Annotated in this window: 28 protein-coding genes and 1 tRNA gene; 21 read left to right on the top strand and 8 right to left on the bottom strand. The window is 57.9% G+C overall.

Annotated elements, in window-relative coordinates; genetic code table 11:
• The first annotated feature begins 73 nt into the window (after positions 1-73).
• Entirely contained in the window at positions 74-820 is a 747-nt protein-coding gene (locus tag HB680_RS10895) for a tetratricopeptide repeat protein (protein WP_213938455.1), read from the top strand.
• Positions 821-901: 81 nt separating this feature from the next.
• Here HB680_RS10895 and HB680_RS10890 read toward each other — a convergent pair whose 3' ends face one another.
• From HB680_RS10890 to HB680_RS10875, 4 genes are read right to left on the bottom strand one after another with little or no spacing between them, the layout of a single operon-like run.
• Entirely contained in the window at positions 902-1,123 is a 222-nt protein-coding gene (locus HB680_RS10890) for a formate dehydrogenase subunit delta (protein WP_213938454.1), read from the bottom strand.
• Positions 1,120-4,002, bottom strand: a complete 2,883-nt coding sequence (fdhF, locus tag HB680_RS10885; RefSeq protein WP_213938453.1) for a formate dehydrogenase subunit alpha — start codon at positions 4,000-4,002, stop codon at positions 1,120-1,122. Before fdhF ends, HB680_RS10890 begins: the two co-directional genes overlap by 4 nt.
• Positions 3,999-5,531, bottom strand: a complete 1,533-nt coding sequence (locus HB680_RS10880; RefSeq protein WP_213938452.1) for a formate dehydrogenase beta subunit — start codon at positions 5,529-5,531, stop codon at positions 3,999-4,001. The genes fdhF and HB680_RS10880 overlap by 4 nt, the downstream gene beginning before the upstream one ends.
• A complete protein-coding gene (locus tag HB680_RS10875) occupies positions 5,528-6,007 on the bottom strand; it encodes a formate dehydrogenase subunit gamma (protein WP_213938451.1) in 480 nt (159 codons plus the stop codon). The genes HB680_RS10880 and HB680_RS10875 overlap by 4 nt, the downstream gene beginning before the upstream one ends.
• 377 nt (positions 6,008-6,384) lie before the next feature.
• On the opposite strand from HB680_RS10875, the gene HB680_RS10870 reads away from it, so the two are divergent.
• Positions 6,385-6,639: a hypothetical protein gene (locus HB680_RS10870; protein WP_213938450.1), complete on the top strand. Its 255-nt coding sequence runs from the start codon at positions 6,385-6,387 to the stop codon at positions 6,637-6,639.
• A complete protein-coding gene (locus HB680_RS10865) occupies positions 6,636-7,004 on the top strand; it encodes a PH domain-containing protein (protein WP_213938449.1) in 369 nt (122 codons plus the stop codon). The genes HB680_RS10870 and HB680_RS10865 overlap by 4 nt, the downstream gene beginning before the upstream one ends.
• Positions 7,005-7,227: 223 nt before the next feature.
• Here HB680_RS10865 and HB680_RS10860 read toward each other — a convergent pair whose 3' ends face one another.
• Positions 7,228-7,539, bottom strand: a complete 312-nt coding sequence (locus HB680_RS10860; protein ID WP_213938448.1) for a DUF3077 domain-containing protein — start codon at positions 7,537-7,539, stop codon at positions 7,228-7,230.
• A gap of 704 nt (positions 7,540-8,243) precedes the next feature.
• Here HB680_RS10860 and HB680_RS10855 point away from each other — a divergent pair.
• Entirely contained in the window at positions 8,244-9,812 is a 1,569-nt protein-coding gene (locus tag HB680_RS10855; protein ID WP_213938447.1) for an anti-phage dCTP deaminase, read from the top strand.
• Positions 9,813-9,836: 24 nt separating this feature from the next.
• Positions 9,837-10,082 (top strand): hypothetical protein, encoded by a 246-nt coding sequence (locus tag HB680_RS10850; protein WP_213938446.1) that lies wholly within the window; start codon positions 9,837-9,839, stop codon positions 10,080-10,082.
• Between the two features lie 149 nt (positions 10,083-10,231).
• Here the strand turns inward: HB680_RS10850 and HB680_RS10845 are convergent, their stop codons facing one another.
• Positions 10,232-10,561 (bottom strand): hypothetical protein, encoded by a 330-nt coding sequence (locus HB680_RS10845; protein ID WP_213938445.1) that lies wholly within the window; start codon positions 10,559-10,561, stop codon positions 10,232-10,234.
• Between the two features lie 164 nt (positions 10,562-10,725).
• Positions 10,726-10,810 (bottom strand) — tRNA-Leu (locus HB680_RS10840).
• Positions 10,811-10,917: 107 nt separating this feature from the next.
• On the opposite strand from HB680_RS10840, the gene queA reads away from it, so the two are divergent.
• From queA to HB680_RS10810, 6 genes are all read left to right on the top strand, one after another.
• Complete coding sequence (queA, locus tag HB680_RS10835; RefSeq protein WP_213938444.1) at positions 10,918-11,982, top strand: tRNA preQ1(34) S-adenosylmethionine ribosyltransferase-isomerase QueA; 1,065 nt, start codon at positions 10,918-10,920, stop codon at positions 11,980-11,982.
• 5 nt (positions 11,983-11,987) lie between these two features.
• Positions 11,988-13,103, top strand: coding sequence for a tRNA guanosine(34) transglycosylase Tgt (gene tgt, locus HB680_RS10830; RefSeq protein ID WP_161807656.1), 1,116 nt, complete (start codon positions 11,988-11,990; stop codon positions 13,101-13,103).
• Positions 13,104-13,146: 43 nt separating this feature from the next.
• On the top strand, positions 13,147-13,485 hold the full coding sequence (gene yajC, locus HB680_RS10825; RefSeq protein WP_169373231.1) for a preprotein translocase subunit YajC: 339 nt from the start codon (positions 13,147-13,149) through the stop codon (positions 13,483-13,485).
• A gap of 63 nt (positions 13,486-13,548) precedes the next feature.
• A complete protein-coding gene (gene secD / locus HB680_RS10820) occupies positions 13,549-15,417 on the top strand; it encodes a protein translocase subunit SecD (RefSeq protein ID WP_123410223.1) in 1,869 nt (622 codons plus the stop codon).
• A gap of 9 nt (positions 15,418-15,426) precedes the next feature.
• On the top strand, positions 15,427-16,341 hold the full coding sequence (gene secF, locus HB680_RS10815) for a protein translocase subunit SecF (RefSeq protein WP_213938443.1): 915 nt from the start codon (positions 15,427-15,429) through the stop codon (positions 16,339-16,341).
• Between the two features lie 121 nt (positions 16,342-16,462).
• Complete coding sequence (locus HB680_RS10810) at positions 16,463-17,011, top strand: glycine zipper 2TM domain-containing protein (protein ID WP_149658083.1); 549 nt, start codon at positions 16,463-16,465, stop codon at positions 17,009-17,011.
• 252 nt (positions 17,012-17,263) lie between these two features.
• Here HB680_RS10810 and suhB read toward each other — a convergent pair whose 3' ends face one another.
• On the bottom strand, positions 17,264-18,082 hold the full coding sequence (gene suhB / locus HB680_RS10805; protein WP_092278434.1) for an inositol-phosphate phosphatase: 819 nt from the start codon (positions 18,080-18,082) through the stop codon (positions 17,264-17,266).
• A 146-nt stretch (positions 18,083-18,228) separates the two neighbouring features.
• Here suhB and trmJ point away from each other — a divergent pair, with 146 nt between their 5' ends.
• The 10 genes from trmJ to iscX all read left to right on the top strand — a co-directional run bounded on the left by trmJ (position 18,229) and on the right by iscX (position 25,668).
• Positions 18,229-18,999, top strand: a complete 771-nt coding sequence (gene trmJ, locus HB680_RS10800; RefSeq protein WP_213938442.1) for a tRNA (cytosine(32)/uridine(32)-2'-O)-methyltransferase TrmJ — start codon at positions 18,229-18,231, stop codon at positions 18,997-18,999.
• 2 nt (positions 19,000-19,001) lie between these two features.
• A complete protein-coding gene (gene cysE, locus HB680_RS10795) occupies positions 19,002-19,778 on the top strand; it encodes a serine O-acetyltransferase (RefSeq protein WP_213938441.1) in 777 nt (258 codons plus the stop codon).
• A 307-nt stretch (positions 19,779-20,085) separates the two neighbouring features.
• Positions 20,086-20,577: a Fe-S cluster assembly transcriptional regulator IscR gene (gene iscR / locus HB680_RS10790; protein WP_054045389.1), complete on the top strand. Its 492-nt coding sequence runs from the start codon at positions 20,086-20,088 to the stop codon at positions 20,575-20,577.
• Positions 20,578-20,627: 50 nt separating this feature from the next.
• Positions 20,628-21,842 carry an IscS subfamily cysteine desulfurase gene (locus HB680_RS10785; RefSeq protein ID WP_054045387.1) on the top strand — a complete coding sequence of 405 codons (1,215 nt, stop codon included), beginning with the start codon at positions 20,628-20,630 and terminating at the stop codon, positions 21,840-21,842.
• An 84-nt stretch (positions 21,843-21,926) separates the two neighbouring features.
• Complete coding sequence (gene iscU / locus HB680_RS10780; RefSeq protein ID WP_003443374.1) at positions 21,927-22,313, top strand: Fe-S cluster assembly scaffold IscU; 387 nt, start codon at positions 21,927-21,929, stop codon at positions 22,311-22,313.
• Positions 22,314-22,341: 28 nt separating this feature from the next.
• On the top strand, positions 22,342-22,665 hold the full coding sequence (gene iscA, locus HB680_RS10775; RefSeq protein WP_054045385.1) for an iron-sulfur cluster assembly protein IscA: 324 nt from the start codon (positions 22,342-22,344) through the stop codon (positions 22,663-22,665).
• Positions 22,666-22,673: 8 nt separating this feature from the next.
• Complete coding sequence (hscB, locus tag HB680_RS10770) at positions 22,674-23,195, top strand: co-chaperone HscB (protein WP_213938619.1); 522 nt, start codon at positions 22,674-22,676, stop codon at positions 23,193-23,195.
• 51 nt (positions 23,196-23,246) lie between these two features.
• On the top strand, positions 23,247-25,112 hold the full coding sequence (gene hscA / locus HB680_RS10765) for a Fe-S protein assembly chaperone HscA (protein WP_213938440.1): 1,866 nt from the start codon (positions 23,247-23,249) through the stop codon (positions 25,110-25,112).
• Positions 25,112-25,453 (top strand): ISC system 2Fe-2S type ferredoxin, encoded by a 342-nt coding sequence (gene fdx / locus HB680_RS10760; protein WP_054045379.1) that lies wholly within the window; start codon positions 25,112-25,114, stop codon positions 25,451-25,453. Before hscA ends, fdx begins: the two co-directional genes overlap by 1 nt.
• 14 nt (positions 25,454-25,467) lie before the next feature.
• Entirely contained in the window at positions 25,468-25,668 is a 201-nt protein-coding gene (gene iscX / locus HB680_RS10755; protein ID WP_116581898.1) for a Fe-S cluster assembly protein IscX, read from the top strand.
• Positions 25,669-25,727: the final 59 nt, after the last annotated feature.

Genomic DNA, 25,727 nt, shown 5'->3' with positions numbered 1-25,727 from the left:
ATTGTCTGCCCGGTGCGACCACGCTACCCTTCGCCGCGCTCGGTAGGTCGACTTATCCACAGGGAAAAATAATATGGACGTTAAGCACTCTCCTTTAGTGCGTCGCTTGCTACAGGTTCAAGCGATCTTCTTGTTTCTCATCACACCGCTATTGGCTCAGGCAGACATTACCGAAGAAGAGGCGACCGCCAATTGCCTCAAGATCAGTGAGTATTCCGCCGAGGGTGGGAAGTATTACAAGCTCAAGCAATATGCCAAGGCCCGGGAACAGTACGAGCAGCAAGCCGGCTGGTCTGAAAGTTGTCAGATGGACGAAGATAAAGTCGCGATGGCCTACAACAATATTGCGCTCACCTACATCCACGAAGGCAATTACCTTAAGGCCCGTGCGTGGCTGAGCATTCTGCCGGATGACAAAAAGTCGATCTTCAACCTCGGCAAGATCAGCGGCGACATAAAGAACGCTTTAGAGAAACTCTCAAGTAAACCGGAAGGGCAGTATTGGCAATATGCCGGGGCATCGTTGTGGAACAGCATGACGATCAAACCGCAGGGTCAACAATTCACAGTTGATTTTCAGGGGTATTACGCTGGCTTGATGGCGATGTATTACGGCCCCAATATCGGCGAGTTTTCAACGGTGTTGACGGTTGATAACGGCAAGGCTCATTACGCCATGAGCGAAAAAGACGACGGCGACTGTGCCTACGACTTCGACATTAAAAAAGACCTGCTCACGGTCAAGCGCACGGCCGGTGAGTGGTGTGGTTTTGGCCACAATGTCGGGGCTGAAGGGACTTATCAAAGAGTCGAGTTCTAGTTCCGAAGCTGAGTTCTCGGCGATGAGTCGCAGAGGGAAAGCCCCGAATGGCTCGGGGCTAATCTCAACGATCGTGCAAGCCTAAGCCTCCCAACCCGCCCCACTGACCGCCGCTTGCGCCAGTGGGTGCATGTCCGCTCCTTGATGCTCGGTCTGCCAGGCCAGCAATTCCTTGCGCATGCCGGGCGTCCAGTACATCTGCAAGTGATTGCGCACACCGAGCACGGCCAATTGCTGATCCGGCTCGGTGGCGAAATACTGGGCGATCTGGTTGGCCATTTTGATCAGGCTTTCCGTACTCATCGGCGCACCTCGGCTTTGGCGCCGCGTGCATGACGGCGGTCTTTAAGCAGACGGTCCTGTTCGTCGCTGAAGGCCTGATAGCGTTTTTGCCACTCCGAAGGGTGGTAGACGCGGCTGACTTCCACGGCGGTGACCTTGTACTCCGGACAGTTGGTGGCCCAGTCGGAGTTGTCGGTGGTGATCACGTTTGCCCCGGATTCCGGGAAGTGGAACGTGGTGTACACCACGCCCGGCGCCACCCGTTCGGTGACCCGCGCACGCAGGACAGTCTGGCCGGCGCGGCTGCCGATGCCGACCCAATCGCCCTCGTTGATGCCACGGCTTTCGGCGTCGGTCGGATGGATTTCCAGGCGATCCTCGTCGTGCCAGGCAACGTTTTCGGTGCGCCGGGTTTGCGCGCCGACGTTGTACTGGCTGAGGATGCGTCCGGTGGTCAGCAGCAGCGGATAGCGATTGTTGACCTTTTCCTCGGTGGGCACGTAGCCGGTGAGCATGAAGCGCCCCTTGCCGCGCACGAATTGATCGATGTGCATGGTCGGCGTGCCGTCCGGCGCGGCGGCGTTGCACGGCCATTGCAGGCTGCCGTGGCTGTCCAGTGCGGCGTAGCTGACATTGGTGAAGGTCGGCGTCAGGCTGGCGATTTCATCCATGATTTGCGACGGGTGCGTGTAGTTCATCGGGTAGCCCAACGCGTTGGCGAGGGCCACCGTGCCCTCCCAGTCAGCCTTGCCACCCAAGGGCTCCATGACTTTGCGCACGCGGGAGATACGGCGCTCGGCGTTGGTGAAGGTGCCGTCCTTTTCCAGGAACGAACTGCCCGGCAGGAACACGTGGGCGAACCTGGCGGTTTCGTTTAGGAAAATATCCTGCACCACCACGCATTCCATGGCCGACAGGGCCGCAGTGACGTGTTGGGTATTCGGGTCGCTCTGGGCAATGTCTTCGCCCTGGCAATACAAGCCCTTGAAACTGCCGGCCAGCGCCGCTTCGAACATATTCGGAATACGCAGGCCCGGATCGGGTTGCAAGGTCACATTCCACGCCTGTTCAAACTGTGTCCGCACCACTTCGTTGGAGATGTGCCGGTAGCCGGGCAACTCGTGCGGGAACGAACCCATGTCGCAGGAGCCCTGGACGTTGTTCTGTCCACGCAGCGGGTTCACGCCCACACCTTCGCGACCAATGTTGCCGGTGGCCATGGCCAGGTTGGCGATGCCCATGACGGCCGTGCTGCCTTGGCTGTGTTCGGTGATGCCCAAGCCGTAGTAGATCGCCGCATTGCCGGCGCTCGCGTACAGACGGGCGGCTGCCCGGATGTCGGCAGCGTCTACACCGCAAATGGCGCCAAGCACTTCTGGTGAGTTTTCCGCACGGCTGACAAATTCGCTCCAGCGCGCGAAATCGCTGCCCTCGCAACGTTCATCGATAAAGTCTTGTTTGAGCAGGCCTTCGGTGACGATGGTGTGGGCCAGGGCATTGAGCATGGCGACGTTGGTGCCCGGGCGCAGGGCCAGGTGCAGTTCGGCGCGGGCGTGCACCGCGTCCACCAGATCAATGCGCCGTGGGTCGATCACGATCAGCCGCGCGCCTTCGCGCAGTCGACGTTTGAGCTGGGAAGCGAACACCGGGTGGGCGTCGCTGGGGTTGGCGCCCATCACCAGAATCACGTCGGCTTGCATCACCGAGTCGAAACTCTGAGTACCGGCGGATTCGCCCAAGGTCTGTTTCAAGCCATAACCGGTCGGCGAGTGGCAGACCCGCGCGCAGGTGTCGACGTTGTTATTGCCGAACGCGGCGCGCACCAGTTTTTGGACGAGGTAGGTTTCTTCGTTGGTGCAACGGCTGGAAGTGATGCCACCAATGGAATCGCGACCGTACTTTTGCTGCAACCGACGGAATTCGCTGGCGGCGTAGGTCACCGCTTCATCCCAACTGACTTCTTGCCACGGGTCGTTGATGTGGTTGCGGATCATCGGTGTGGTGATGCGATCCGGGTGGGTGGCGTAGCCCCAGGCAAAGCGGCCCTTGACGCAGGAATGGCCGTGGTTGGCGTGACCGTTTTTGTCCGGAACCATGCGCACCAGTTTGTCGCCCTTCATCTCGGCGCGGAACGAACAGCCCACACCGCAATAGGCGCAGGTAGTGATCACACTGCGTTCGGGCTGACCCAGTTCGACCACGCTTTTTTCCATCAGGGTCGCGGTGGGGCAGGCCTGCACACAGGCGCCGCAGGACACGCATTCCGAATCGAGGAAGTTCTCGCCACCGGCGGCCGAAACACGGGACTCAAACCCGCGCCCGGTAATGGTCAGGGCAAACGTGCCTTGGGTTTCTTCGCAGGCGCGCACGCAGCGGTTGCAGACAATGCACTTGCTCGGGTCGTAGTCGAAGTAGGGGTTGGACGTGTCCTTCACATCCGCCAGATGATTCTCGCCTTCATAGCCGTAACGCACTTCCCGCAGGCCCACCTGGCCGGCCACGGTTTGCAATTCGCAGTTGCCGTTGGCGGAACAGGTCAGGCAGTCCAGCGGGTGATCGGAGATGTACAACTCCATGACATTGCGCCGCAGGGTGGCGAGTTTCGGCGTCTGGGTGTGCACGCTCATGCCTTCAGTGACCGGCGTGGTGCAGGACGCCGGGTAGCCGCGCATGCCGTCGATTTCCACCAGGCACATGCGGCACGAGCCGAAGGCTTCGAGGCTGTCGGTGGCGCACAGTTTTGGAATGGTGGTGCCCAGCAGCGCAGCAGCGCGCATCACCGAAGTGCCTTCGGGCACGCTGATGCTGCGGCCGTCGATGTTCAGCGTGACGTGCACCTGGCTGTCGCGGGCCGGGGTGCCGAAATCGATATCGGTTTTCGGGTCGAAGAGGGTGATCATTGGTCGGCCTCCGAGGGCTGCAGACCGAAGTCGGCGGGGAAGTACTTGAGGGCGCTGACCACCGGGAAGGGGGCCATGCCGCCCAAGGCGCACAGCGAACCGTATTGCATCGTGTCGCACAGGTCCTTGAGGACGATCGCCTGTTCATCGCGACCGCTTTGGTCCGGCGCGGCGAGCAGGCGATCGATCACCTCGACACCGCGAGTCGAGCCGATGCGGCACGGCGTGCATTTGCCACAGGATTCCTCGGCGCAGAACTGCATCGCGAAGCGCGCCATCTGCGCCATGTCCAACGTGTCGTCCGCTGCCACCACGCCACCGTGACCGAGCATCGCGCCGATGCCGGCGAAGGCTTCGTAATCCAGCGGCGTGTCGAATTGCGACGGTGGCACCCAGGTGCCGAGCGGGCCGCCCACTTGCGCGGCTTTCAGCGGCCGGCCCGTCGCGGTGCCGCCGCCGTAGCCTTCCACCAGTTCGCGCAGGGTCAGGCCAAACGCCCGCTCCACCAAACCGCCGTGAAGAATATTGCCCGCCAATTGAAAAGGCATCGTGCCCAGGGAACGGCCCATGCCGTAATCACGATAGAACTGCGCACCCTTGGCCAGAATCAGCGGCACCGAGGCCAACGTCAGCACGTTGTGCACCAGCGTCGGCAGACCGAACAAGCCCTGCAACGCCGGAATCGGCGGCTTGGCGCGGACGATCCCGCGCTTGCCTTCGAGGGAATCCAGCAGCGCGGTTTCCTCACCGCAGATGTAAGCGCCGGCGCCGACCCGTACTTCCATATCGAACGCCTGACCGCTGCCGCCGACATTGGCGCCGAGGTAACCGTTGGCCCGGGCGATATCCAGCGCCTCGCGCAAAGTCGACACGGCTTGTGGATATTCCGAGCGCACATAGATGTAGCCGTAGGTGGCACCGACGGTGATGCCGGCAATCGCCATGCCTTCGATTAGCAGGAAGGGGTCGCCTTCCATCAACATGCGGTCGGCGAACGTGCCGGAGTCGCCTTCGTCGGCGTTGCACACAATGTATTTTTGCGCCGCTTGGGTGCCGCGCACCGTGCGCCATTTGATCCCCGCCGGGAACGCTGCGCCGCCACGGCCACGCAGGCCGGAATCGAACACTTCCGTCGCGGCTTGTTCGCCGCCAATGCTGACAGCCCTGGTTAAACCCTCGAAACCGCCATGGGTCCGGTAATCGTCGAGCGACAATGGCTGGGTGATGCCGGCGCGGGCGAACAGCAGGCGTTGTTGAGTCTTCAGATAGGGCAATTCTTCCACCAGGCCCAAGGCCAGTGGATGTGCGGACGGATCGCCTTGCAGCGCATCGAGCACGGAAGGCACATCGGCAGCAGTCAGCGGGCCGAAGCCGATCCGGCCTTGTGCGGTGCCCACTTCCAATAGCGGTTCCAGCCAGTAGAGGCCGCGCGAACTGGTGCGTTGCAGATCCTGACCGGCAAGGGCCAACGCCACGTCATCAGCGCCCACCGCACGGGCCAGGGAATCACTCGGCAGATAGAGGCTCATACGTCCTCCCGGCAAGCATCAAGCAAGGCATCCAGACGTGCGGCACTCAACCGCGCATGCACCTTGCCATCCAACTCCAGCGCCGGCGAACAGGCACAAGCACCCAGGCAATACACCGGACGCAAACTGATGCTGCCATCGGCACTGCTGCCGTGATCGTCCAGTTGCAGGCGTTCACGCAACTGCGCGGCAAGCTGCTCGGCACCGCGACTCTTGCACGACTCGGCGCGGCACAAACGCAGAATGTGCCGGGCCGGTGGCGCGGTGCGGAAGTCATGGTAAAAGCTGATCACCCCACGAATCTCGGCCTGACTCTGGTTCAGGGCGTGGGCAATCTCGGGAATGGCGACATCGGGGATGTAACCGATGCCCTCCTGAATCTCATGGAGGATCGGCAACAGCGCACCCGCAGAGCCTTTATGGCGCTCCAGCAAGCTGTTGACCATCGGCAGGTGCAACAACATCTCATCAGGCATACAGCATTCCTCACGGTCACGGACAAACCTGAAGGTCGTCGGTTGTCCGAAAGTGTCGGCTGCGGCGTTCACACCACGTCACGGTATCGTGGCATTTTTGGCCGTTGGCCAGGCACCCTGAGCGGGCATCTTGTTGGGCCCGGTACGGTCTTTGCCGCACCTCTTCAGGGCATAAATTGCAGCTTGCCACGCTGGCATCGGTTCAACTGCACAAAAGCGACGTGCTCGGTTCTTTCCGCGACCACCCGTTAAGTCTAGAAGAGCACTGACGAAGGCGCGCACTGTCTGAAATGTTTTGTGGCAGAAGCACTGCACACCTGCCCGCTAGAGTGAACGTACGATGCCGCTCGGCGTGAACTGATCGCAAAGGAGTCAACATGAAGAAAGCTATCCTGCCGGCGCTGGTCATCCTGATCGCGGCGCAATCCCCGGCCTACGCCATCAACGACAAATACCGCAAACAACTGGAGCAATCCGGCTGCACCCAAGTCAGCGAAACCCAAGGCTGCGATATCCACAAGTCCAAGGCAGAAAACGCCAAGGCCGGCTTCACCAACCCCGCGGCCGACAACGATGCTGGGAAGAAACAGCAGGAAGCATCGAAACACATTAAAAGTAGGAGCGACAAATGATTGATTTCAACAACAAGGGATTCTTCAAACTCAAGCAAAACGAAGAATACGCCCAACGCGTTGCCGACCTTTTGCTCGACGGCGAACACGTCATCGACGCCTACAAATCCATGCGCGACGGCGTCGTGTTCACCAACAAACGCATCATCGCCGTCAACGTCCAGGGCATCACCGGCAGCAAAAAAGACTTCACCTCGTTGCCCTACAAAAACATCGTCGCGTATTCGGTAGAAACCTCCGGCACATTCGACCTGGATTCGGAACTGGAGATCTACTTCTCGTCGCTGGGAAGAGTGAAGTTCGAATTCACCGGCAGAACATCGATGGTAGAAATATCAAAACTGATCTCCCAACACCTACTCTGACCCAAACCCAAAAAAGCCCCGAAAACTCGGGGCTCCAACTGCCTAAACTCAATCCAAAATGTGGGAGCGGGCTTGCTCGCGAAAGCGCCAGTCCAGCCAGTACCGAAACCAACTGACACAACCCCGCCCCCCCCGTAGGAGCAGAGCTTGCTCGCGAAAGCGATATACCAGCCAACACCTAACCCAACTGATACAACCCCATCGCAAGCACATCCCCCAGCCGCTACTCCTCAACCTTCTCCGCCGCCCGCTTAGGCGGCACAGTCGAAGCACGCCCCCGCGTCAACACCTTCACCGCATCATCCACCACCGCCTTACTCATCGACGTCAAATAATGCGCAGCCCAGGCGTGAGTATCGGTATCCCGGTTATAGGCAGCCTCTTTGGTCAGCGCCTTGGCCAGAAACAGAAAGTCCGAAGCCATGGACAACGCATCACCAAGCGGCACATCGCGAGTGATGTGGAACAGCGCGTGGTCTGCGCAATAGAGGGCCGGGGTCAGGCCGATGGTTTTGAGTTCGGGTTGATCGGTCATTGGGCTTCTCCGGTGGTGGAGAGGCTGTGGGGGAGGGTGGAAGCGTTACGCGATGGGGAATTGCGTAGAGGGGAAAGCCAGATTTTGTACGGATTGATGCTGCGCATTGCAAGAGCTCCTTAATTTGAAGAGCCGCCACAATTCGTTACCAAGCGAATGGGTGGCAGCTGTGCGCAGGTTGGTAAACCGGGAAATCAAGGAAACCGGCACGTCCGAAGACGTCCCACGCACAGCCGCCATAACGCAGATCGCAGGCGAAAAAAAAGCGCCTGCGAACGCATGGCACTGTTGCGCAGTGATTTACCTCGGGTTACCAAGCCCGGTCGCTGAATTGGCAGCGACGGTGAGAGGGTATCTTGCAGTCCATTTTCCTGCAACCTTCGAAATTCCTGGTCAGCTTTTTTGTTGAATTCCCCTTCACGGAGGAGTGCATAAAAAAGCCTACAGCCATTTCAGAAACGTCTTATTTGCGCACCTATTACCTTCCTCTATTCTCCCGAGGCTAGTGAATAGCGGGTGAAAATTGGCATGCAGAACAACAATTGAAGACTGACCGAGATTTTAATTCTTAAATTGCATAAGCTGAGTAGCTTTTTCCAAGCTATAAGATAGACACCGAGATATATTTGGTCGAAAAGGTAATCGGATCGGTGGCGGCGTACCATTAATCAAAAGGTACAATTACAACAAAAAGGATGTGACTCATGGCAGCTGTCGAAGCAGGGCTTCGTGTAGTAGGAGGAACAAGCATTGGTAGCGGCTTTGATGACGTGCTTGCGATTGAAAAGACATTAACTCCACAAGTCGTAATTGCTTTGTGTGGCCCTTTGGGGACGCCATTACACGAGGTTGCTAAAAATTTCAAAGAGCTTCTGCTAAGTACGGATTACGGCTATGAATATGTAGAGATAATCACTCTGAGTGACGAGATACGAAGTCATAAAGGTATCGGTCCCGAAGGCTCAACTCAAGAACTCATTGAAGCTGGAAACGAGTTGCGCAGAGAACATGGGAATGAAGTATTAGCGAAACTGGCGGTTAGGAGAATAAGTGTTGCCCGAGCCGGTGAGCAAGCGAAAGCTACTGCTGCAAAAAAATCCGAGCATCCTGACCTATTTAAGGATGATGCTGATGATGTTTTAGTGCCGAATGTGACGTTGAAATGGTGCCATATTATTGATTCTGTGAAGCATGTCGACGAGCTACGTCTATTGCGATCAATCTATGGAGAAATGTTGTATGTAGTAGGTGTCTATTCTCCTATTGAAATGCGTATAGCTAAACTTGAAAGTGAATCAAAAAATGAGAACATTCATGATCTTATTGACCGTGATTCAGGCGAAGAGATAGATTACGGCCAGCGCGTTGAGGATACATTCCCCCAGTCCGATTTTTTTCTGCGCGTTGAGAAGACAACCGATTCACATCGAATAAGTAGAGTAAGACGCTTTTTGGATTTGATGCTGGGGACCGTAATTGCAACTCCAACAGTTAATGAGCGCGCAATGTATGCTGCTTTTTCGGCAGCTAGGAATTCAGCGTGTCTTTCCAGACAAGTTGGCGCTGCAATTACTAGTAAAGAAGGGGAGTTGATGTCGACGGGATGGAATGATGTTCCTAAAGCATTCGGAGGACTGTATCAGACAGAGGGCGACGGACTCAGTTCTGATGAAGATCGTCGGTGTTGGAATATGGGGGGTGGTATTTGTTCAAATGATCAGGAGAAGAAAGCAATATCCAATTACATCGTGGATAAGCTAATTGAGTCAGAAATCATATCTCCCGATAAAAAGGATGCGGCTTTACTAGTCATTAGAAGTAAAACTCAACTTAAGAGTTTGATTGAGTTTTCTAGAGCTGTACATGCTGAAATGCACGCTTTGCTGAATGCAGGAGCAACAGATGGCACAAAAATTCGAAATGGGAAATTATTTGTCACCACGTATCCCTGCCATTCGTGTGCTCGGCATTTAGTGGCGGCTGGTATTAAAGAAGTGATTTTTCTAGAGCCTTACCGTAAGAGTCTTGCTACCAGACTGCATCAGGATGCTATAACCGAGAATGAGAGTGATACCTCGAAGGTGCGCGTGCTCCCTTTCGATGGCGTGGCGCCATCGCGGTTCCTCAAATTCTTTTCCGCCCATCCCGCTGGTCGGAAAAAAGATGGGCGCATGATCCTAAGAGATGCGGAACCAGTGGCACGTATCTCAATGGAGGCGGTCTCTACTCTTGAAGGATTAGTAGTGAAAGGTCTAGAATCCTGCCGCCTTTAAAGGCCAGTAGCGAAGGAGCTTTGTATGGATCGGTTAGAAGAAAAACGCGAAGCTGAGACAATGGCGCAGCTATCCTTCTGTTTTGAGGCCGTAAACTCCGCCAAGATTAGCGGCGATGTGGGTGGCTGCGAAGCTGACTTCACTCCGAGCAGGGCAATCGCAGAGGTCGTCCCCGTACGAAGCGTAGTGTTGTCTTTTCCACAAAATCGTTCGTCTGGTTCTCAGGCACAGCTAATTCAACGAATTCTTCAGCGCTCTCGTTTTTTTTGAGGCGTTTTTTTTAGAAAATCTAGAACGATCCTGTTTTCTTCGTTTTTCGACGTGGAGGAAGTGGTTCGTTCTCTTTTTCAGTAAGGTCAGGCAACCAAGATTAGCGTCTGTAGTGGATCGGAATTTCCGTTGTTCACGTGGTTGAGCACTTACACAATGTCTTTCAGGTAGTCCTTAAGTGCGACGAGCGGGTTATCAAGCTGATCCATCGTCCGCGCTGCGCTGAAATTCACCACCAACCTATGCAGTTCGTGACCCAAAACTGTGTCGGCTCCGCCGATAGCCTCCAACGCCAACCCAACACAATGCCCCACCCGAAACTGAATCCCCTCAACATCCCGCCGCCGCACCAGCAACCCAAAAACCTCCCGCTCATAATCACTCATGATCGGGTCATCCCGCAGAATCGGGCTTTCCCCCTCGCGCTCATAAGCCAGCTTGAGGGCGAACAGGGCAACGGTTTCCAGTGGCAATTCCATTGTGTGAATCCTTGATTCGTTGGCTGGGCGGGTTTGGGGTGTGGCGCTTTAAAGGCAAGATCAAAAGATCGCAGCCTTCGGCAGCTCCTACGGGGTTGTGGGGTGCCGGGCACTTTTCTACAGACGAAAAAAAAGGCCTTGCAAAGCAAGACCTTTCTTAATTTTGGTGCCCCGAGGGAGACTCGAACTCCCACTTCTTGCGAAAACGGATTTTGAATCCGCCGCGTCTACCAATTCCGCCATCAGGGCTCAATGGCGGCGAAGTATAGAGATGAGATTACCGTCGGTCAATCAGGTACATAGAGAATTTTCACTATTTCGGCTAGACTCCCGGCCCCTGCTAGACGAACTCGATCATGCGCGTTGCTGACTTTACTTTCGAACTCCCTGATTCGCTGATTGCTCGCCACCCTTTGGCCGAGCGTCGCAACAGTCGCCTGTTGACCCTGGATGGGGTCAGCGGCGCCCTGGCACACCGTCAGTTCACTGATTTGCTCGAGCATTTGCGCCCGGGCGATTTGATGGTGTTCAACAATACCCGGGTGATTCCGGCGCGGCTGTTTGGCCAGAAGGCTTCTGGCGGCAAGCTGGAAATTCTGGTGGAGCGGGTGCTCGACAGTCATCGCGTGCTGGCGCATGTGCGTTCCAGCAAGTCGCCCAAACCTGGGTCGAAGATCCTGATCGACGGCGGCGGCGAGGCAGAAATGCTGGCGCGGCACGATACGTTGTTCGAGTTGGGTTTCACCGAAGAGGTGTTGCCGCTGCTCGATCGCGTCGGGCACATGCCGTTGCCGCCTTATATAGATCGCCCGGACGAAGGTGCGGATCGCGAGCGTTATCAGACCGTGTACGCCGAGCGCCTGGGCGCGGTGGCGGCGCCGACGGCGGGGCTGCATTTCGATCAGCCGCTGATGGAGGCGATTGCCGCCAAGGGCGTCGAGACGGCGTTCGTGACCTTGCACGTCGGTGCGGGCACGTTCCAGCCGGTGCGGGTCGAGAAGCTTGAAGACCATCATATGCACAGCGAATGGCTGGAAGTCGGCCAGGACGTGGTGGATGCGGTCGCCGCTTGCCGTGCGCGCGGCGGTCGGGTGGTGGCGGTGGGGACCACCAGCGTGCGTTCCCTGGAAAGCGCCGCCCGCGATGGCGTGCTCAAGCCGTTCAGTGGTGACACGGACATTTTTATCTACCCGGGCCGGCCGTTTCATGTGGTCGATGCCCTGGTCACCAACTTCCATTTGCCCGAATCCACGCTGTTGATGCTGGTTTCGGCGTTCGCCGGTTATCCCGAAGCCATGGCTGCGTATAAAGCAGCGGTGGAGCATGGTTACCGCTTTTTCAGTTACGGTGATGCGATGTTTATCACCCGTAATCCTGCGCCGACTGCCCCTAAAGAATCGGGCCCTGAGGAAACAGTATGAGTCGTATGTCGTTTGAACTGCTGGCCACTGACGGCAAGGCGCGTCGCGGTCGTCTGACCTTCCCGCGCGGTACCGTCGAGACCCCGGCCTTCATGCCGGTGGGCACGTACGGCACGGTCAAGGGCATGCTGCCGCGGGATATCACCGCGACCGGCGCGGAAATCATTCTGGGCAACACCTTCCACTTGTGGCTACGTCCGGGCACCGAAGTGATCAAGAAGCACGGCGACCTGCACGATTTCATGCAGTGGAAAGGCCCGATTCTTACAGACTCCGGCGGTTTTCAGGTGTTCAGCCTCGGCGCGATGCGCAAGATCAAGGAGGAGGGCGTGACCTTCGCCTCTCCGGTTGATGGCGCGAAAGTGTTCATGGGCCCGGAAGAATCGATGCAGGTCCAGCGTGACCTGGGCTCCGACATCGTGATGATTTTCGACGAATGCACCCCGTACCCGGCTGACGAAGATGTTGCCCGTGTGTCGATGGAGCTGTCGTTGCGTTGGGCCCAGCGTTCGAAAAATGCGCATGGCGACAACACGGCGGCGCTGTTCGGCATCGTGCAGGGCGGCATGCACCAGGACCTGCGCATGCGCTCCCTGGAAGGCCTCGACAAGATCGGCTTCGATGGCCTGGCCATTGGCGGTCTGTCGGTGGGCGAGCCCAAGCACGAGATGATCAAGGTGCTGGATTACCTGCCGGGCCTGATGCCGGCTGACAAACCTCGTTACCTTATGGGCGTTGGCAAACCGGAAGATCTGGTTGAGGGTGTGCGCCGCGGTGTGGACATGTTCGATTGCGTGATGCCAACCCGTAATGCCCGCAACGGGCATCTGTTCATTGATACAGGCGTGCTGAAGATCCGTAACGCGTTCCATCGCCATGATGATTCGCCGCTCGATCCGACCTGCGATTGCTACACCTGCCAGAACTTCTCCCGTGCTTATCTGCACCATCTGGACAAGTGCGGCGAAATGCTGGGTAGCATGTTGAATACCATCCACAATTTGCGCCATTACCAGGTGCTTATGGCTGGTTTGCGCGAGGCTATTCAACAGGGTACATTGGCCGCCTTTGTCGATGCCTTCTACGCCAAACGCGGGCTACCTGTTCCGCCTTTGGACTGAGTTTTCTGACCCCAAGATTCAACATTTGCAACTGGAGTGCTAAATGAGCTTTTTTATCTCTAATGCCATGGCCGACGCTGCTGCACCGGCAGCTGCAGGCCCACTGGGCGGCGGTTTTGAGTGGATTTTCCTGGTCGGTTTCCTGGTCATCTTCTACCTGATGATCTGGCGTCCACAGGCCAAGCGCGCCAAAGAACAGAAGAACCTGCTCGGCAGCCTGCAAAAAGGCGACGAAGTTGTGACCACCGGTGGTATCGCCGGCAAGATCACTAAAGTGGCAGACGATTTCGTGGTTCTGGAAGTTTCCGACACCGTGGAAATGAAGTTCCAGAAAGGCGCCATCGCGGCCACGCTGCCAAAAGGCACGCTAAAAGCGATCTAAGTTTCAACTTCTACTCAATCGACGGGGCGCGCAAGGCGCCCCGCGTCATAAGCGGGCGGCGTGATGCTGAACAAATACCCTCTGTGGAAATACATTCTGATCCTGGCGGTGCTGGCGGTCGGTCTGATTTATTCCGCTCCCAATCTTTACCCTGATGACCCGGCCATTCAGGTCAGCGGTGCAAGCACTGCGCTGTTGGTCAATCAGGCTGATCTGGACCGTGTGAGCACTGCGCTCAAGGAATCCGGGATCAACGTCAAGGCAGCCACGCTGTCGGCCAACGGCAAGGGCGGCCTGATTCGCCTGACCAAGGCTGAAGACCAGTTGCCAGCCAAGGACGTCGTGCGCAAGGCATTGGGTGATGACTACGTCGTTGCACTGAACCTGGCACAAACCACCCCGCAATGGCTGCGCAGCCTCGGCGCGCACCCGATGAAGCTGGGTCTGGACTTGTCCGGTGGTGTGCACTTCCTGCTGGAAGTGGACATGGACAAAGCCCTCGACGCACGCCTGAAAGTCTACGAAGGCGACGTCAAAAGTCTGTTGCGTAAAGAGAAACTGCGCTATCGCAGCCTGCCGCAACTCGGCGGTGCCATTCAGTTGGGCTTCACTGATGAAGCAACCCGCGAACAAGCCCGTGCGCTGGTCCGCAAGAACTTCAACGATTTCGACATTGTTCCGGCCGACCTGAATGGTCAACCGGTGCTGCGTCTGGCGATGACCCCAGCCAAGCTGGCGGAAATCCGCGAATACTCCATCAAGCAGAACTTGACCACGGTACGTAACCGCGTCAACGAGCTGGGTGTTGCTGAGCCGATCGTTCAGCGTCAGGGCGCCAACCGCATCGTGGTTGAGCTGCCGGGCGTGCAGGACACCGCAGAAGCCAAGCGTATCCTCGGCAAGACGGCCAACCTTGAGTTCCGTCTGGCTGCAGAGCCGGGTGCTTCGAAAGCCACTTCCGAATCGTTCGAGTTCCGTGAAGGCAAGCGTCCGCCGGCACAGATCGAGCGTGGCCTGATCATCACGGGTGACCAAGTAACTGACGCCAAGGCTGGCTTCGGCGAGCACGGCACGCCAGAAGTGAACATCCGTCTGGATGGCCACGGCGGCGAGCTGATGAGTCGTGCGACTCGCAGCAACGTCGGTCGCAGCATGGCGGTGATCTTCATCGAGCAACGCCCTGTCACCACTTACACCAAGCAAGTGGTGGATGGCGTCGAGAAAGACGTCGCGGTGCAAACGTTCAAAGAAGAGAAGAAGATCATCAGCCTGGCGACCATCCAGTCGCCGCTGGGTGCTCAGTTCCGCATCACGGGCCTGAACGGCCAGGGCGAGTCGTCCGAACTGGCGCTGTTGCTGCGTGCCGGTGGTCTGGCTGCACCGATGTACTTCGCTGAAGAGCGCACCATTGGCCCGAGCCTGGGTGCCGACAACATCACCAAAGGTATCGATGCATCGCTGTGGGGCATGCTGTTTGTCTCGCTGTTCATCATCGCCATCTACCGCTTCTTCGGCATCATCGCCACCGTCGCGCTGGGCGTGAACATGGTGCTGCTGCTGGCCTTGATGTCGCTGCTGGGTGCAACGCTGACCCTGCCGGGTATCGCCGGTATCGTATTGACCATGGGTATGGCCGTCGACGCCAACGTGCTGATCTTCTCGCGGATTCGTGAAGAGATCGCGGCGGGCATGACCGTACAACGGGCAATCAACGAAGGCTTCGGCCGGGCGTTCACCGCGATTCTCGACGCCAACCTGACAACACTGTTGGTCGGCGGGATTCTGTTTGCGATGGGCACCGGTCCCGTCAAAGGCTTCGCAGTGACCATGTCCCTCGGGATCTTTACCTCGATGTTCACGGCCATCATGGTGACCCGCGCGATGGTCAACCTGATCTTCGGCGGTCGGGACTTCAAGAAGTTGTGGATTTAAGGGGCTGCCATGTTACGTACAATCAACTTCATGGGCGTTCGCAACTTCGCGTTCGGCGTCACATTGTTCCTTACCGCACTGGCGTTGTTCAGTTGCTGGCACAAGGGCATGAACTGGGGCCTGGACTTCACCGGCGGTACGCTCATCGAGCTGACCTACGAGCGTCCGGCCGATGTGTCCAAGGTGCGTACCCAACTCTCTGAGTCGGGTTACCACGAAGCCATCGTGCAGAGCTTTGGCGCGACGACTGATCTGCTGGTGCGTATGCCTGGCGAAGACCCGCAACTGGGTCACCAGGTCGCTGAAGCGCTGCTGAAGGTGGGCGGCGATAACCCGGCGACGGTCAAGCGCGTCGAGTTCGTCGGCCCGCAGGTGGGTGAAGAGCTGCGCGACCAGGGCGGCCTCGGCATGCTGATGGCGCTGGGCGGCATCCTGATCTACCTGGCTTTCCGCTTTCAGTGGAAATTCGCGGTCGGCGCCATTGTTTCGCTGATCCACGACGTGATCGTGACCATCGGTATCCTGTCGTTCTTCCAGATCACCTTCGATCTGACGGTACTGGCGGCGGTGCTGGCGATTATCGGTTACTCGCTGAACGACACCATCGTGGTATTCGACCGGGTTCGTGAGAACTTCCGGGTTCTACGCAAGGCCAGCCTGATCGAGAACATCAACATCTCGACCACGCAAACCCTGCTGCGGACCATGGCGACGTCGATCTCCACCTTGCTGGCGATCGCAGCACTGCTGTTCTTCGGTGGCGACAACCTGTTTGGCTTCTCCATCGCCCTGTTCATCGGTGTTCTGGCGGGTACCTACTCGTCGATCTACATCGCGAACGTGGTGCTGATCTGGCTGAACCTGAGCAGCGAGGATCTGATTCCTCCTGCGGCTTCCGAGAAGGAAGTCGACGACCGTCCATAACGGCCATCGCTTTTCCTGATGTCAGCCAAAAAAGGCGCGAGTTGAACTCGCGCCTTTTTTTGTGCTCCAAGGCTGGGAGAAGCGCGGACAATGATCCGCATGTGATGGTCAGGAGGTTCATGTGAACAAGTCGTTGCTGGTTGGTGCGGTACTGGGTGCTGTCGGTGTGACTGCCGGAGGCGCTGTTGCCACCTACAGCCTGGTTAAAAGCGGCCCTGAGTATGCGCAAGTATTGGCCGTTGAGCCGGTTAAGACACAGATCAAGACTCCACGTGAAGTGTGCAAGGACGTTGCAGTAACCCGTCAGGCGCCGGTCAAGGATCAACACCAGATCCTCGGTACAGTCCTGGGTGCAGTGGGCGGCGGTTTGCTCGGCAACCAGATCGGCGGCGGTAACGGCAAGAAGATTGCCACCGTGGCAGGTGCTGTTGGCGGTGGCTACGCCGGGAACAAGGTCCAGGAAGGTATGCAGAATCGCGATACCTACACCACGACCCAGACTCGCTGTAATACCGTGAATGACATCAGCGACAAAGTTGTCGGCTACGACGTCCGTTATTCGCTGGACGGCAAGGAAGGCAAAGTGCGGATGGACCGCGATCCGGGCAACCAGATTCCGGTCGACAAGGAAGGTAAGTTGGTTCTGTCGCAGAATGAGCCGGGTCAGTGATGAGCTGATTGCCAGGCTAAAAAAGAAGCACCCGGAAGGGTGCTTTTTTTGTGCCTCAATATCTGCCTCACTACAAACCCCCTGTGGGAGCGGGCTTGCTCGCGAAAGCGGTGTATCAGTCGGCATATCTGTTGAATGAAAGACTGCATTCGCGAGCAAGCCCGCTCCCACACTGGTTATGAGGTGGTCTTGAGGGCAAATCCCAGGCATAAAAAAAGCACCCCGAAAGGTGCTTTTTTTGTGGGCGTTCGCTTAGCGTTTCAGCGAAGCCGGCAGGTGCGGCTGGATCGCCGTCAGAACTGCTTTGAAGCATTTGGTGTTGCCGGCAACGACGTGGCCTTTTTCAAGGAAGTCATGACCGCCGGTGAAGTCGCTCACCAAGCCACCAGCTTCCTGGATCAGCAGGGCGCCTGCAGCCATGTCCCACTCGGACAGGCCCGATTCCCAGAACGCGTCGAAACGACCGGCAGCCACGTAGGCCAGGTCCAGGCTGGCCGAGCCGGCGCGGCGGATGCCGGCGGTCTGGCCAACCAGGGCGCGGAACATGCCCAGGTAGTTGTCGAGGTTGTCCATCTGGTCGTCACGGAACGGGAAGCCGGTACCCAGCAGGGCGCCGTCCAGGCTGGTGCGGCCGCTGACGCGCAGGCGACGACCGTTCAGTTGAGCGCCGCGACCACGGCTGGCGGTGAATTCTTCCTGGCGAACCGGGTCCAGAACAACAGCGTGTTCCAGGCGACCGCGGTATTTGCAGGCGATGCTGACAGCGAAGTGAGGAATGCCGCGCAGGAAGTTGGTGGTGCCGTCCAGCGGATCGATGATCCACAGGTACTCTTCACCTTCGATGCCGTTGCCGGCGTGCATGCCGGTTTCTTCACCGAGAATCGAGTGGTTCGGGTAAGCCTTGCGCAGCGCGTCGATGATTTTCTGCTCAGCGGCGCGATCCACCTCGGATACGTAATCCTTGGCGTCTTTTTCGTCGACCTTGATGGTATCCAGGCGCTCGATGGAGCGGAAGATCAATTCACTGGCGCTGCGGGCGGCGCGCAGCGCGATATTCAGCATGGGCTGCATGGATGTGTCACCTAAGGTTGTTAAAGAAAGCCGGGCATTCTATCAGAACTTTTCTACAGGTGAAGGTCGGTGTTCGCTTTCATAGCTTAACGGTAGGATGAACTGTAAGATTCGGCTCCCCAATTTAGTGTTCGAGATCGCCTCCCGTGCTGCATAACATTCGTGTCGTCCTGGTCAATACCAGCCATCCCGGCAACATCGGCGGGGCTGCGCGTGCCATGAAGAACATGGGCCTGTCGCGGCTGGTGCTGGTCGAACCGCGGTTGTTCCCGCACCACGAGGCCGATGCCCGTGCTTCCGGTGCCGGTGACATCCTTGAAAACGCGCAAGTCGTCGCCACTTTGGAAGATGCCTTGGTCGGCTGCAATCTGGTGCTCGGCACCAGCGCCCGTGACCGTCGCATTCCCTGGCCATTGCTCGATCCCCGCGAATGCGGCGTGAAAGTGGTCGAGGAAGCCGTGCAAGGTGCAGAGATCGCCTTGGTCTTTGGTCGTGAAGATTCCGGCCTGACCAATGAAGAGCTGCAGCGATGTCATTATCACGTGCACATCCCATCAGACCCTGAGTTCAGCTCGCTGAACCTTGGGGCAGCGGTGCAGGTGTTGAGTTATGAAGTGCGCATGTCCTGGCTCGCGGCCCAAGGCCAGCCGAGCAAGGTCGAGAAGGATGAAGTGGCGTCCACCAAAAGTGGCGAGCTGGCGACCATGGATGAGCTGGAGCGATTCTATGAACACCTGGAGCAAACCCTGGTGGCCATCGAATTTCTCGACCCGGAAAAGCCACGACACTTGATGGCGCGCCTGCGTCGGTTGTACGGACGAAGCTCGGTCAGCCGGGCGGAAATGAATATATTGCGTGGCATCCTCACGGAAACCCAGAAAGCGGCCCGTGGCGAGCTTCTTAAGCGGAAGGATTAAAAATGTTCGAGCGTTTGCGTGAAGATATCCAGAGTGTTTTCCACCGTGATCCGGCAGCGCGTAACGCTTTTGAAGTCCTGACCTGCTACCCCGGCATGCACGCGATCTGGATCCATCGCCTGTCGTCGGCCCTGTGGGGCATGGGCTGGAAGTGGTTGGCGCGGTTGGTGTCGAACTTTGGACGCTGGTTGACCGGGATCGAGATTCATCCGGGTGCGAAGGTTGGTCGTCGTTTCTTTATTGATCACGGTATGGGCATTGTCATCGGTGAAACCGCTGAAATCGGCAATGACGTCACCCTGTATCAAGGCGTGACCCTGGGTGGCACCAGTTGGAACAAGGGCAAGCGTCACCCGACCCTGGAAGACGGCGTCGTGGTGGGGGCGGGCGCCAAGGTGCTCGGTCCGTTCACGGTCGGCGCCGGGGCCAAGGTCGGTTCCAATGCGGTGGTGACCAAAGCGGTTCCGCCGGGTGCGACGGTGGTGGGGATTCCGGGGCGGATCATCGTTAAGTCTGATGATGAGCTGGACGCCAAGCGCAAGGCCATGGCCGAGAAGATCGGCTTCGATGCCTATGGCGTTGGTGAAGACATGCCGGACCCGGTGGCGCGTGCCATTGGTCAGTTGCTTGATCACCTGCAGGCGGTGGATGGTCGGCTGGAAGGGATGTGCGGTGCGCTGAAGGATTTGGGTAGTAACTACTGCGCCAAGGATTTGCCTGAATTGCGCGAAGAAGACTTCGCTTGCGTAAAAGACAAAGACGAAACCAAGACTGGTTGAGGTTAATGTAGGAGCTGCCGAAGGCTGCGATCTTTTGATTTTGCTTTTCAACGGCGAAGATCAAAAGATCGCAGCCTTCGGTAGCTCCTACACAGGTCGTGCCCGGATTTGCAGTTTGCGGCGGTTGTCGCAGGTCGTATTCAGGCAATGGCACAGCGCTCGGCGGTGTGCCATTAGCGTGCGGACCCTGATATGATGCGCGCGCTCTTTTGCGGGTAAACCTGACTAAAGTACTAGGTCTTATAGTTGACTTAAATACTCGGGAATAGCATACTCGCCCCCATTCCGAACTCCGTGGTAATTGTCCATGAGACTGACTACAAAAGGCCGATACGCCGTGACCGCCATGCTTGACCTGGCGTTGCACGCGCAGCACGGGCCGGTGTCCCTGGCCGATATCTCCGAGCGCCAAGGCATCTCCCTGTCCTACCTTGAACAGCTGTTTGCCAAATTGCGTCGTAGCAATCTGGTTTCCAGTGTTCGCGGCCCGGGCGGCGGCTACCAACTGTCCCGCGACATGCAGGGCATCCAGGTCGCCCAGGTGATCGATGCGGTAAACGAATCGGTCGATGCAACCAAATGCCAGGGCCAGGGCGATTGCCATCAAGGCGACACCTGTCTGACCCACCACTTGTGGTGCGATCTGAGCCTGCAGATTCACGAATTTTTGAGTGGTATCAGCTTGGCTGACCTTGTGACTCGCCGTGAGGTGCAAGAAGTAGCCCAGCGTCAGGACCAGCGCCGTTGCAATGGCAAGGCGCCACGCCTGGACAAGATTGAAGCGTCCGCCGTCGAATGACAGCCAAAGAGCTAGCGGCACGCCAGCCAGCCTGATTTAGGAGATAGTCCATGAAATTGCCGATTTACCTTGATTACTCTGCGACCACCCCGGTTGATCCGCGTGTCGCGCAAAAGATGAGTGAATGCCTGCTGGTCGACGGAAACTTCGGTAACCCGGCGTCCCGTTCCCACGTGTTCGGCTGGAAAGCTGAAGAGTCCGTCGAAAACGCTCGTCGTCAGGTTGCAGACCTGGTTAACGCCGACCCGCGTGAAATCGTCTGGACCTCCGGTGCCACCGAATCCGACAACCTGGCAATCAAGGGTGCGGCGCATTTCTATGCGACCAAGGGCAAACACCTGATCACCACCAAGATTGAGCACAAGGCTGTCCTCGACACCATGCGCCAACTGGAGCGTGAAGGCTTCGAAGTGACTTACATCGAGCCGCGCACCGATGGCCTGGTGACGCCTGAGATGGTTGAAGCTGCCCTGCGTGACGACACCATCCTGGTGTCGATCATGCACGTGAACAACGAAATCGGCACCGTCAACGACATCGCCGCCATCGGCGAACTGACCCGCTCCAAGGGCATTCTGTTCCACGTTGACGCCGCTCAGTCCACCGGCAAGGTCGACATCGACCTGTCGAAGCTGAAAGTCGACATGATGTCGTTCTCCGCTCACAAAACCTACGGTCCTAAAGGCATCGGCGCGCTGTACGTGAGCCGCAAGCCGCGTGTTCGCATCGAAGCGACCATGCACGGCGGCGGTCACGAACGTGGCATGCGTTCCGGCACCCTGGCGACCCACCAGATCGTCGGCATGGGCGAAGCCTTCCGCGTAGCCAAGGAAGACATGGCTGCCGAGAACGTGCGCATCAAAGCCTTGAGCGACCGCTTCTTCAAGCAGGTCGAAGGCCTGGAAGAGCTGTACATCAACGGCAGCATGACCGCCCGCGTACCGCACAACCTGAACCTGAGCTTCAACTACGTTGAAGGCGAGTCGCTGATCATGGCCCTCAAGGATCTGGCGGTTTCGTCCGGTTCGGCCTGCACCTCGGCTTCCCTTGAGCCTTCGTACGTACTGCGCGCCCTGGGCCGCAACGACGAACTGGCACACAGCTCGATTCGCTTCACCTTCGGTCGTTTCACCACCGAAGAAGAAATCGACTATGCCGCGCAGAAAGTCTGCGAGGCCGTTACCAAGCTGCGCACCTTGTCGCCGCTGTGGGATATGTACAAAGACGGTGTCGACATTTCGAAAATCGAGTGGGCGGCACACTGATTTCAAGTCGCCGCAAACCGGCCCTGCAATACTTAAGTGTGCAGGGCTCAAGAGCGACTCTCTGATGAGTGAGGATTAAGAATCATGGCTTACAGCGAAAAGGTCATCGACCACTACGAGAACCCGCGTAACGTCGGCAAGATGGACGCGGAAGACCCGGATGTCGGCACTGGCATGGTCGGCGCTCCGGCGTGCGGCGACGTGATGCGTCTGCAGATCAAGGTTAACGAGCAAGGCATCATCGAAGACGCCAAGTTCAAGACCTACGGTTGCGGTTCGGCTATCGCCTCCAGCTCCCTGGCGACCGAGTGGATGAAAGGCAAGACTCTGGATGAAGCAGAGACCATCAAAAACACTCAGTTGGCCGAAGAACTGGCCCTGCCGCCAGTGAAAATTCACTGCTCCGTACTTGCTGAAGACGCTATCAAAGCGGCCGTTCGCGACTACAAGCAGAAGAAAGGCTTGATCTAAGCATTGGGCGACGAGTAAGGAGTCAACGATGGCTATCAGCATGACAGAAGCGGCAGCTCAACACGTGCGACGCTCCCTCAACGGGCGCGGCAAAGGTGAAGGGATTCGTCTGGGTGTTCGCACCACAGGCTGTTCCGGCCTTGCCTACGTGCTGGAGTTCGTCGACGAGGTGGTTGCGGAGGATCAGGTGTTCGAAAGTCACGGCGAGAAAGTGATTATCGACCCCAAGAGCCTGTCCTACCTGGACGGCACCGAGCTCGATTTCGTCAAGGAAGGGTTGAACGAAGGCTTCAAGTTCAACAATCCCAACGTGCGCGGTGAATGTGGCTGCGGCGAAAGCTTCAATATCTGAGGCTGCGCGTGGGTACTCCTTGTCATTTCGCTTTATTTGAACTGCAGCCGAGCTTCCGTCTGGATCTCGAGCAGTTGGCCACGCGCTATCGTGAGTTGGCGCGCGGTGTTCATCCGGACCGCTTTGCCGACGCTCCCGAGCGCGAGCAGCGGCTGGCGCTCGAGCAATCCGCGAACCTCAACGAGGCCTACCAGACGCTCAAAAGCCCCCCGAAACGCGCGCGATACTTGCTCGCCATGGGTGGTCGCGAGTTGCCACTGGAAGTCACGGTGCATGATCCGGAGTTTCTTCTGCAGCAGATGCAATGGCGCGAAGAGCTCGAAGACCTGCAAGACAGCGCCGACCTGGCCGGCATTGCCGTGTTCAAGCGTCGCTTGAAAGTCGCGCAGGATGAACTGAACGAAAGCTTCGCAGCCTGTTGGGATGATGCAGCGCAACGTGAACAGGCCGAACGCCTGATGCGGCGTATGCAGTTCCTCGACAAGCTCACCTACGAAGTGCGCCAGTTAGAAGAGCGCCTCGACGATTAACCCAGTGCCGCTCCGGTCGCACGCCTGATATACAGATAAGTCCTGATAACGATGGCCCTACTGCAGATCGCCGAACCCGGCCAAAGTCCTCAACCGCACCAGCGTCGTCTGGCTGTGGGGATCGACTTGGGCACTACCAATTCGCTGGTCGCTGCATTGCGCAGTGGTCTTTCCGAACCTCTGGCCGACGCCAACGGTCAGGTCATCCTGCCGTCCGCCGTGCGCTATCACGCCGATCGCGTGGAAGTGGGCGAATCCGCCAAGCTGTCAGCCGCTACCGATCCCTTGAATACCGTGCTGTCGGTCAAGCGCTTGATGGGTCGCGGTCTGTCCGACGTCAAGCAATTGGGCGACCAACTGCCATACCGCTTTGTCGGTGGCGAGTCGCACATGCCGTTCATCGACACCGTGCAAGGCCCGAAAAGCCCGGTCGAAGTCTCCGCCGAAATCCTCAAGGTGCTGCGTCAGCGCGCCGAAGCGACGTTGGGTGGGGAATTGGTCGGTGCGGTGATCACCGTTCCGGCCTATTTCGACGACGCTCAGCGTCAAGCCACCAAGGATGCGGCCAAACTGGCCGGCCTGAATGTGCTGCGTTTGCTCAATGAGCCGACCGCCGCTGCGGTGGCTTACGGTCTGGATCAGCATGCTGAAGGCCTGGTCGCTATTTACGACCTGGGCGGCGGTACCTTCGATATTTCGATTCTGCGCCTGACCGGCGGTGTGTTTGAGGTGTTGGCTACCGGTGGCGACAGCGCCCTGGGTGGCGATGACTTCGATCACGCGATTGCTGGCTGGATTATCGAGAGCGCCGGTTTGTCCGCCGACCTCGATCCGGGCGCGCAACGTAATCTGCTGCAAACCGCGTGTGCGGCCAAAGAAGCGCTGACTACTGTGGCGAGCGTTGAAGTCGCTTATGGTGACTGGAAAGCCCATTTGACCCGTGAAGCCTTCGATGCGCTGATCGAGCCGATGGTCGCTCGCAGCCTGAAGGCCTGCCGTCGTGCCGTACGTGATTCCGGTATCGAGCTGGAAGAAGTGCACGCCGTGGTCATGGTCGGTGGTTCGACTCGCGTGCCTCGGGTTCGCGACGCTGTTGCCGAAGCCTTTGGTCGCCAACCGCTGACCGAAATCGATCCGGATCAAGTGGTGGCCATCGGTGCCGCGATCCAGGCCGATACGTTGGCTGGCAACAAGCGCGATGGCGGCGAACTGCTGCTGCTCGACGTGATTCCGTTGTCCCTGGGGCTGGAAACCATGGGCGGCCTGATGGAGAAGGTGATTCCACGCAACACCACCATCCCCGTTGCCCGCGCCCAGGACTTCACGACTTATAAAGATGGCCAGTCGGCCATGGCGATCCACGTGTTGCAGGGTGAGCGCGAGCTGATCAGCGACTGCCGCTCCCTGGCCCGTTTCGAATTGCGCGGCATTCCAGCGATGGTGGCCGGCGCGGCGAAGATTCGCGTGACCTTCCAGGTCGATGCCGACGGTCTGCTCAGTGTCGCGGCCCGCGAACTGGGTTCGGGCGTGGAAGCCAGCATCCAGGTCAAACCGTCCTACGGCCTGACCGACGGCGAAATCGCCAAGATGCTGAAAGATTCGTTCCAGCACGCCAACGACGACAAGGTCGCCCGTGTGCTGCGTGAGCAACAAGTCGATGCCCAGCGCCTGATTGAAGCGGTGCAGGGCGCCCTCGAGGTCGATGGCGAGCGCCTGCTCGACGCCGAAGAGCGCATGGTCATCGAATTGCAGATGCAGGAATTGACCGAACTGATGAAAGGCACCGATGGTTTCGCCATCGAGCAGCAGACCAAGCGTCTGTCGCAAGTGACCGATGCCTTTGCTGCCCGCCGCCTGGACTCGACGGTGAAAGCCGCGCTGGCGGGGCGCAACCTGAATGAAATCGAGGATAACTGATGCCGCAGGTCATTTTTCTGCCACACGATAAGTTTTGCCCGGAAGGCATGGTTGTGGAGGCTGAGCCGGGGACTTCCATTCTCGAACTGGCCCATGAACACCATATCGAGATGGAAAGCGCCTGTGGCGGCGTCTGTGCTTGCACCACCTGTCACTGCATCATTCGTGAAGGCTTTGACTCGCTGGAAGAAGCCGACGAGCTGGAAGAAGATTTTCTTGATCGGGCCTGGGGTCTGGAAGCGCAATCTCGTCTAGCCTGTCAGGCACTCGTCGGGAATGAAGACCTGACCGTCGAGATTCCGAAATACTCGCTCAACCATGCAGCTGAAGCGCCGCACTGATTCCAGGAAGTGTTATGAGTCTGAAATGGGTTGATGTGCTGGAAATCGCGATCCAACTGGCTGAATCCAAGCCGGATGTGGACCCGCGCTACGTGAACTTCGTCGATCTGCACAAATGGGTGCTGGCATTGCCGGAGTTCAGTGATGATCCGACCCGCGGTGGCGAGAAGGTGCTTGAAGCCATTCAGGCCGCCTGGATCGAAGAAGCAGAGTAGGAGCTGACGAGCGAAGCGAGGCTGCGATCTTTTCCCGATGCCACTTGAATCTCAAGCGC

Origin of the sequence: Pseudomonas sp. dw_612 (assembly GCF_018449725.1) — a bacterium.
Lineage (GTDB): Bacteria > Pseudomonadota > Gammaproteobacteria > Pseudomonadales > Pseudomonadaceae > Aquipseudomonas.
This window is presented reverse-complemented; position numbering and strand designations above follow the sequence as displayed.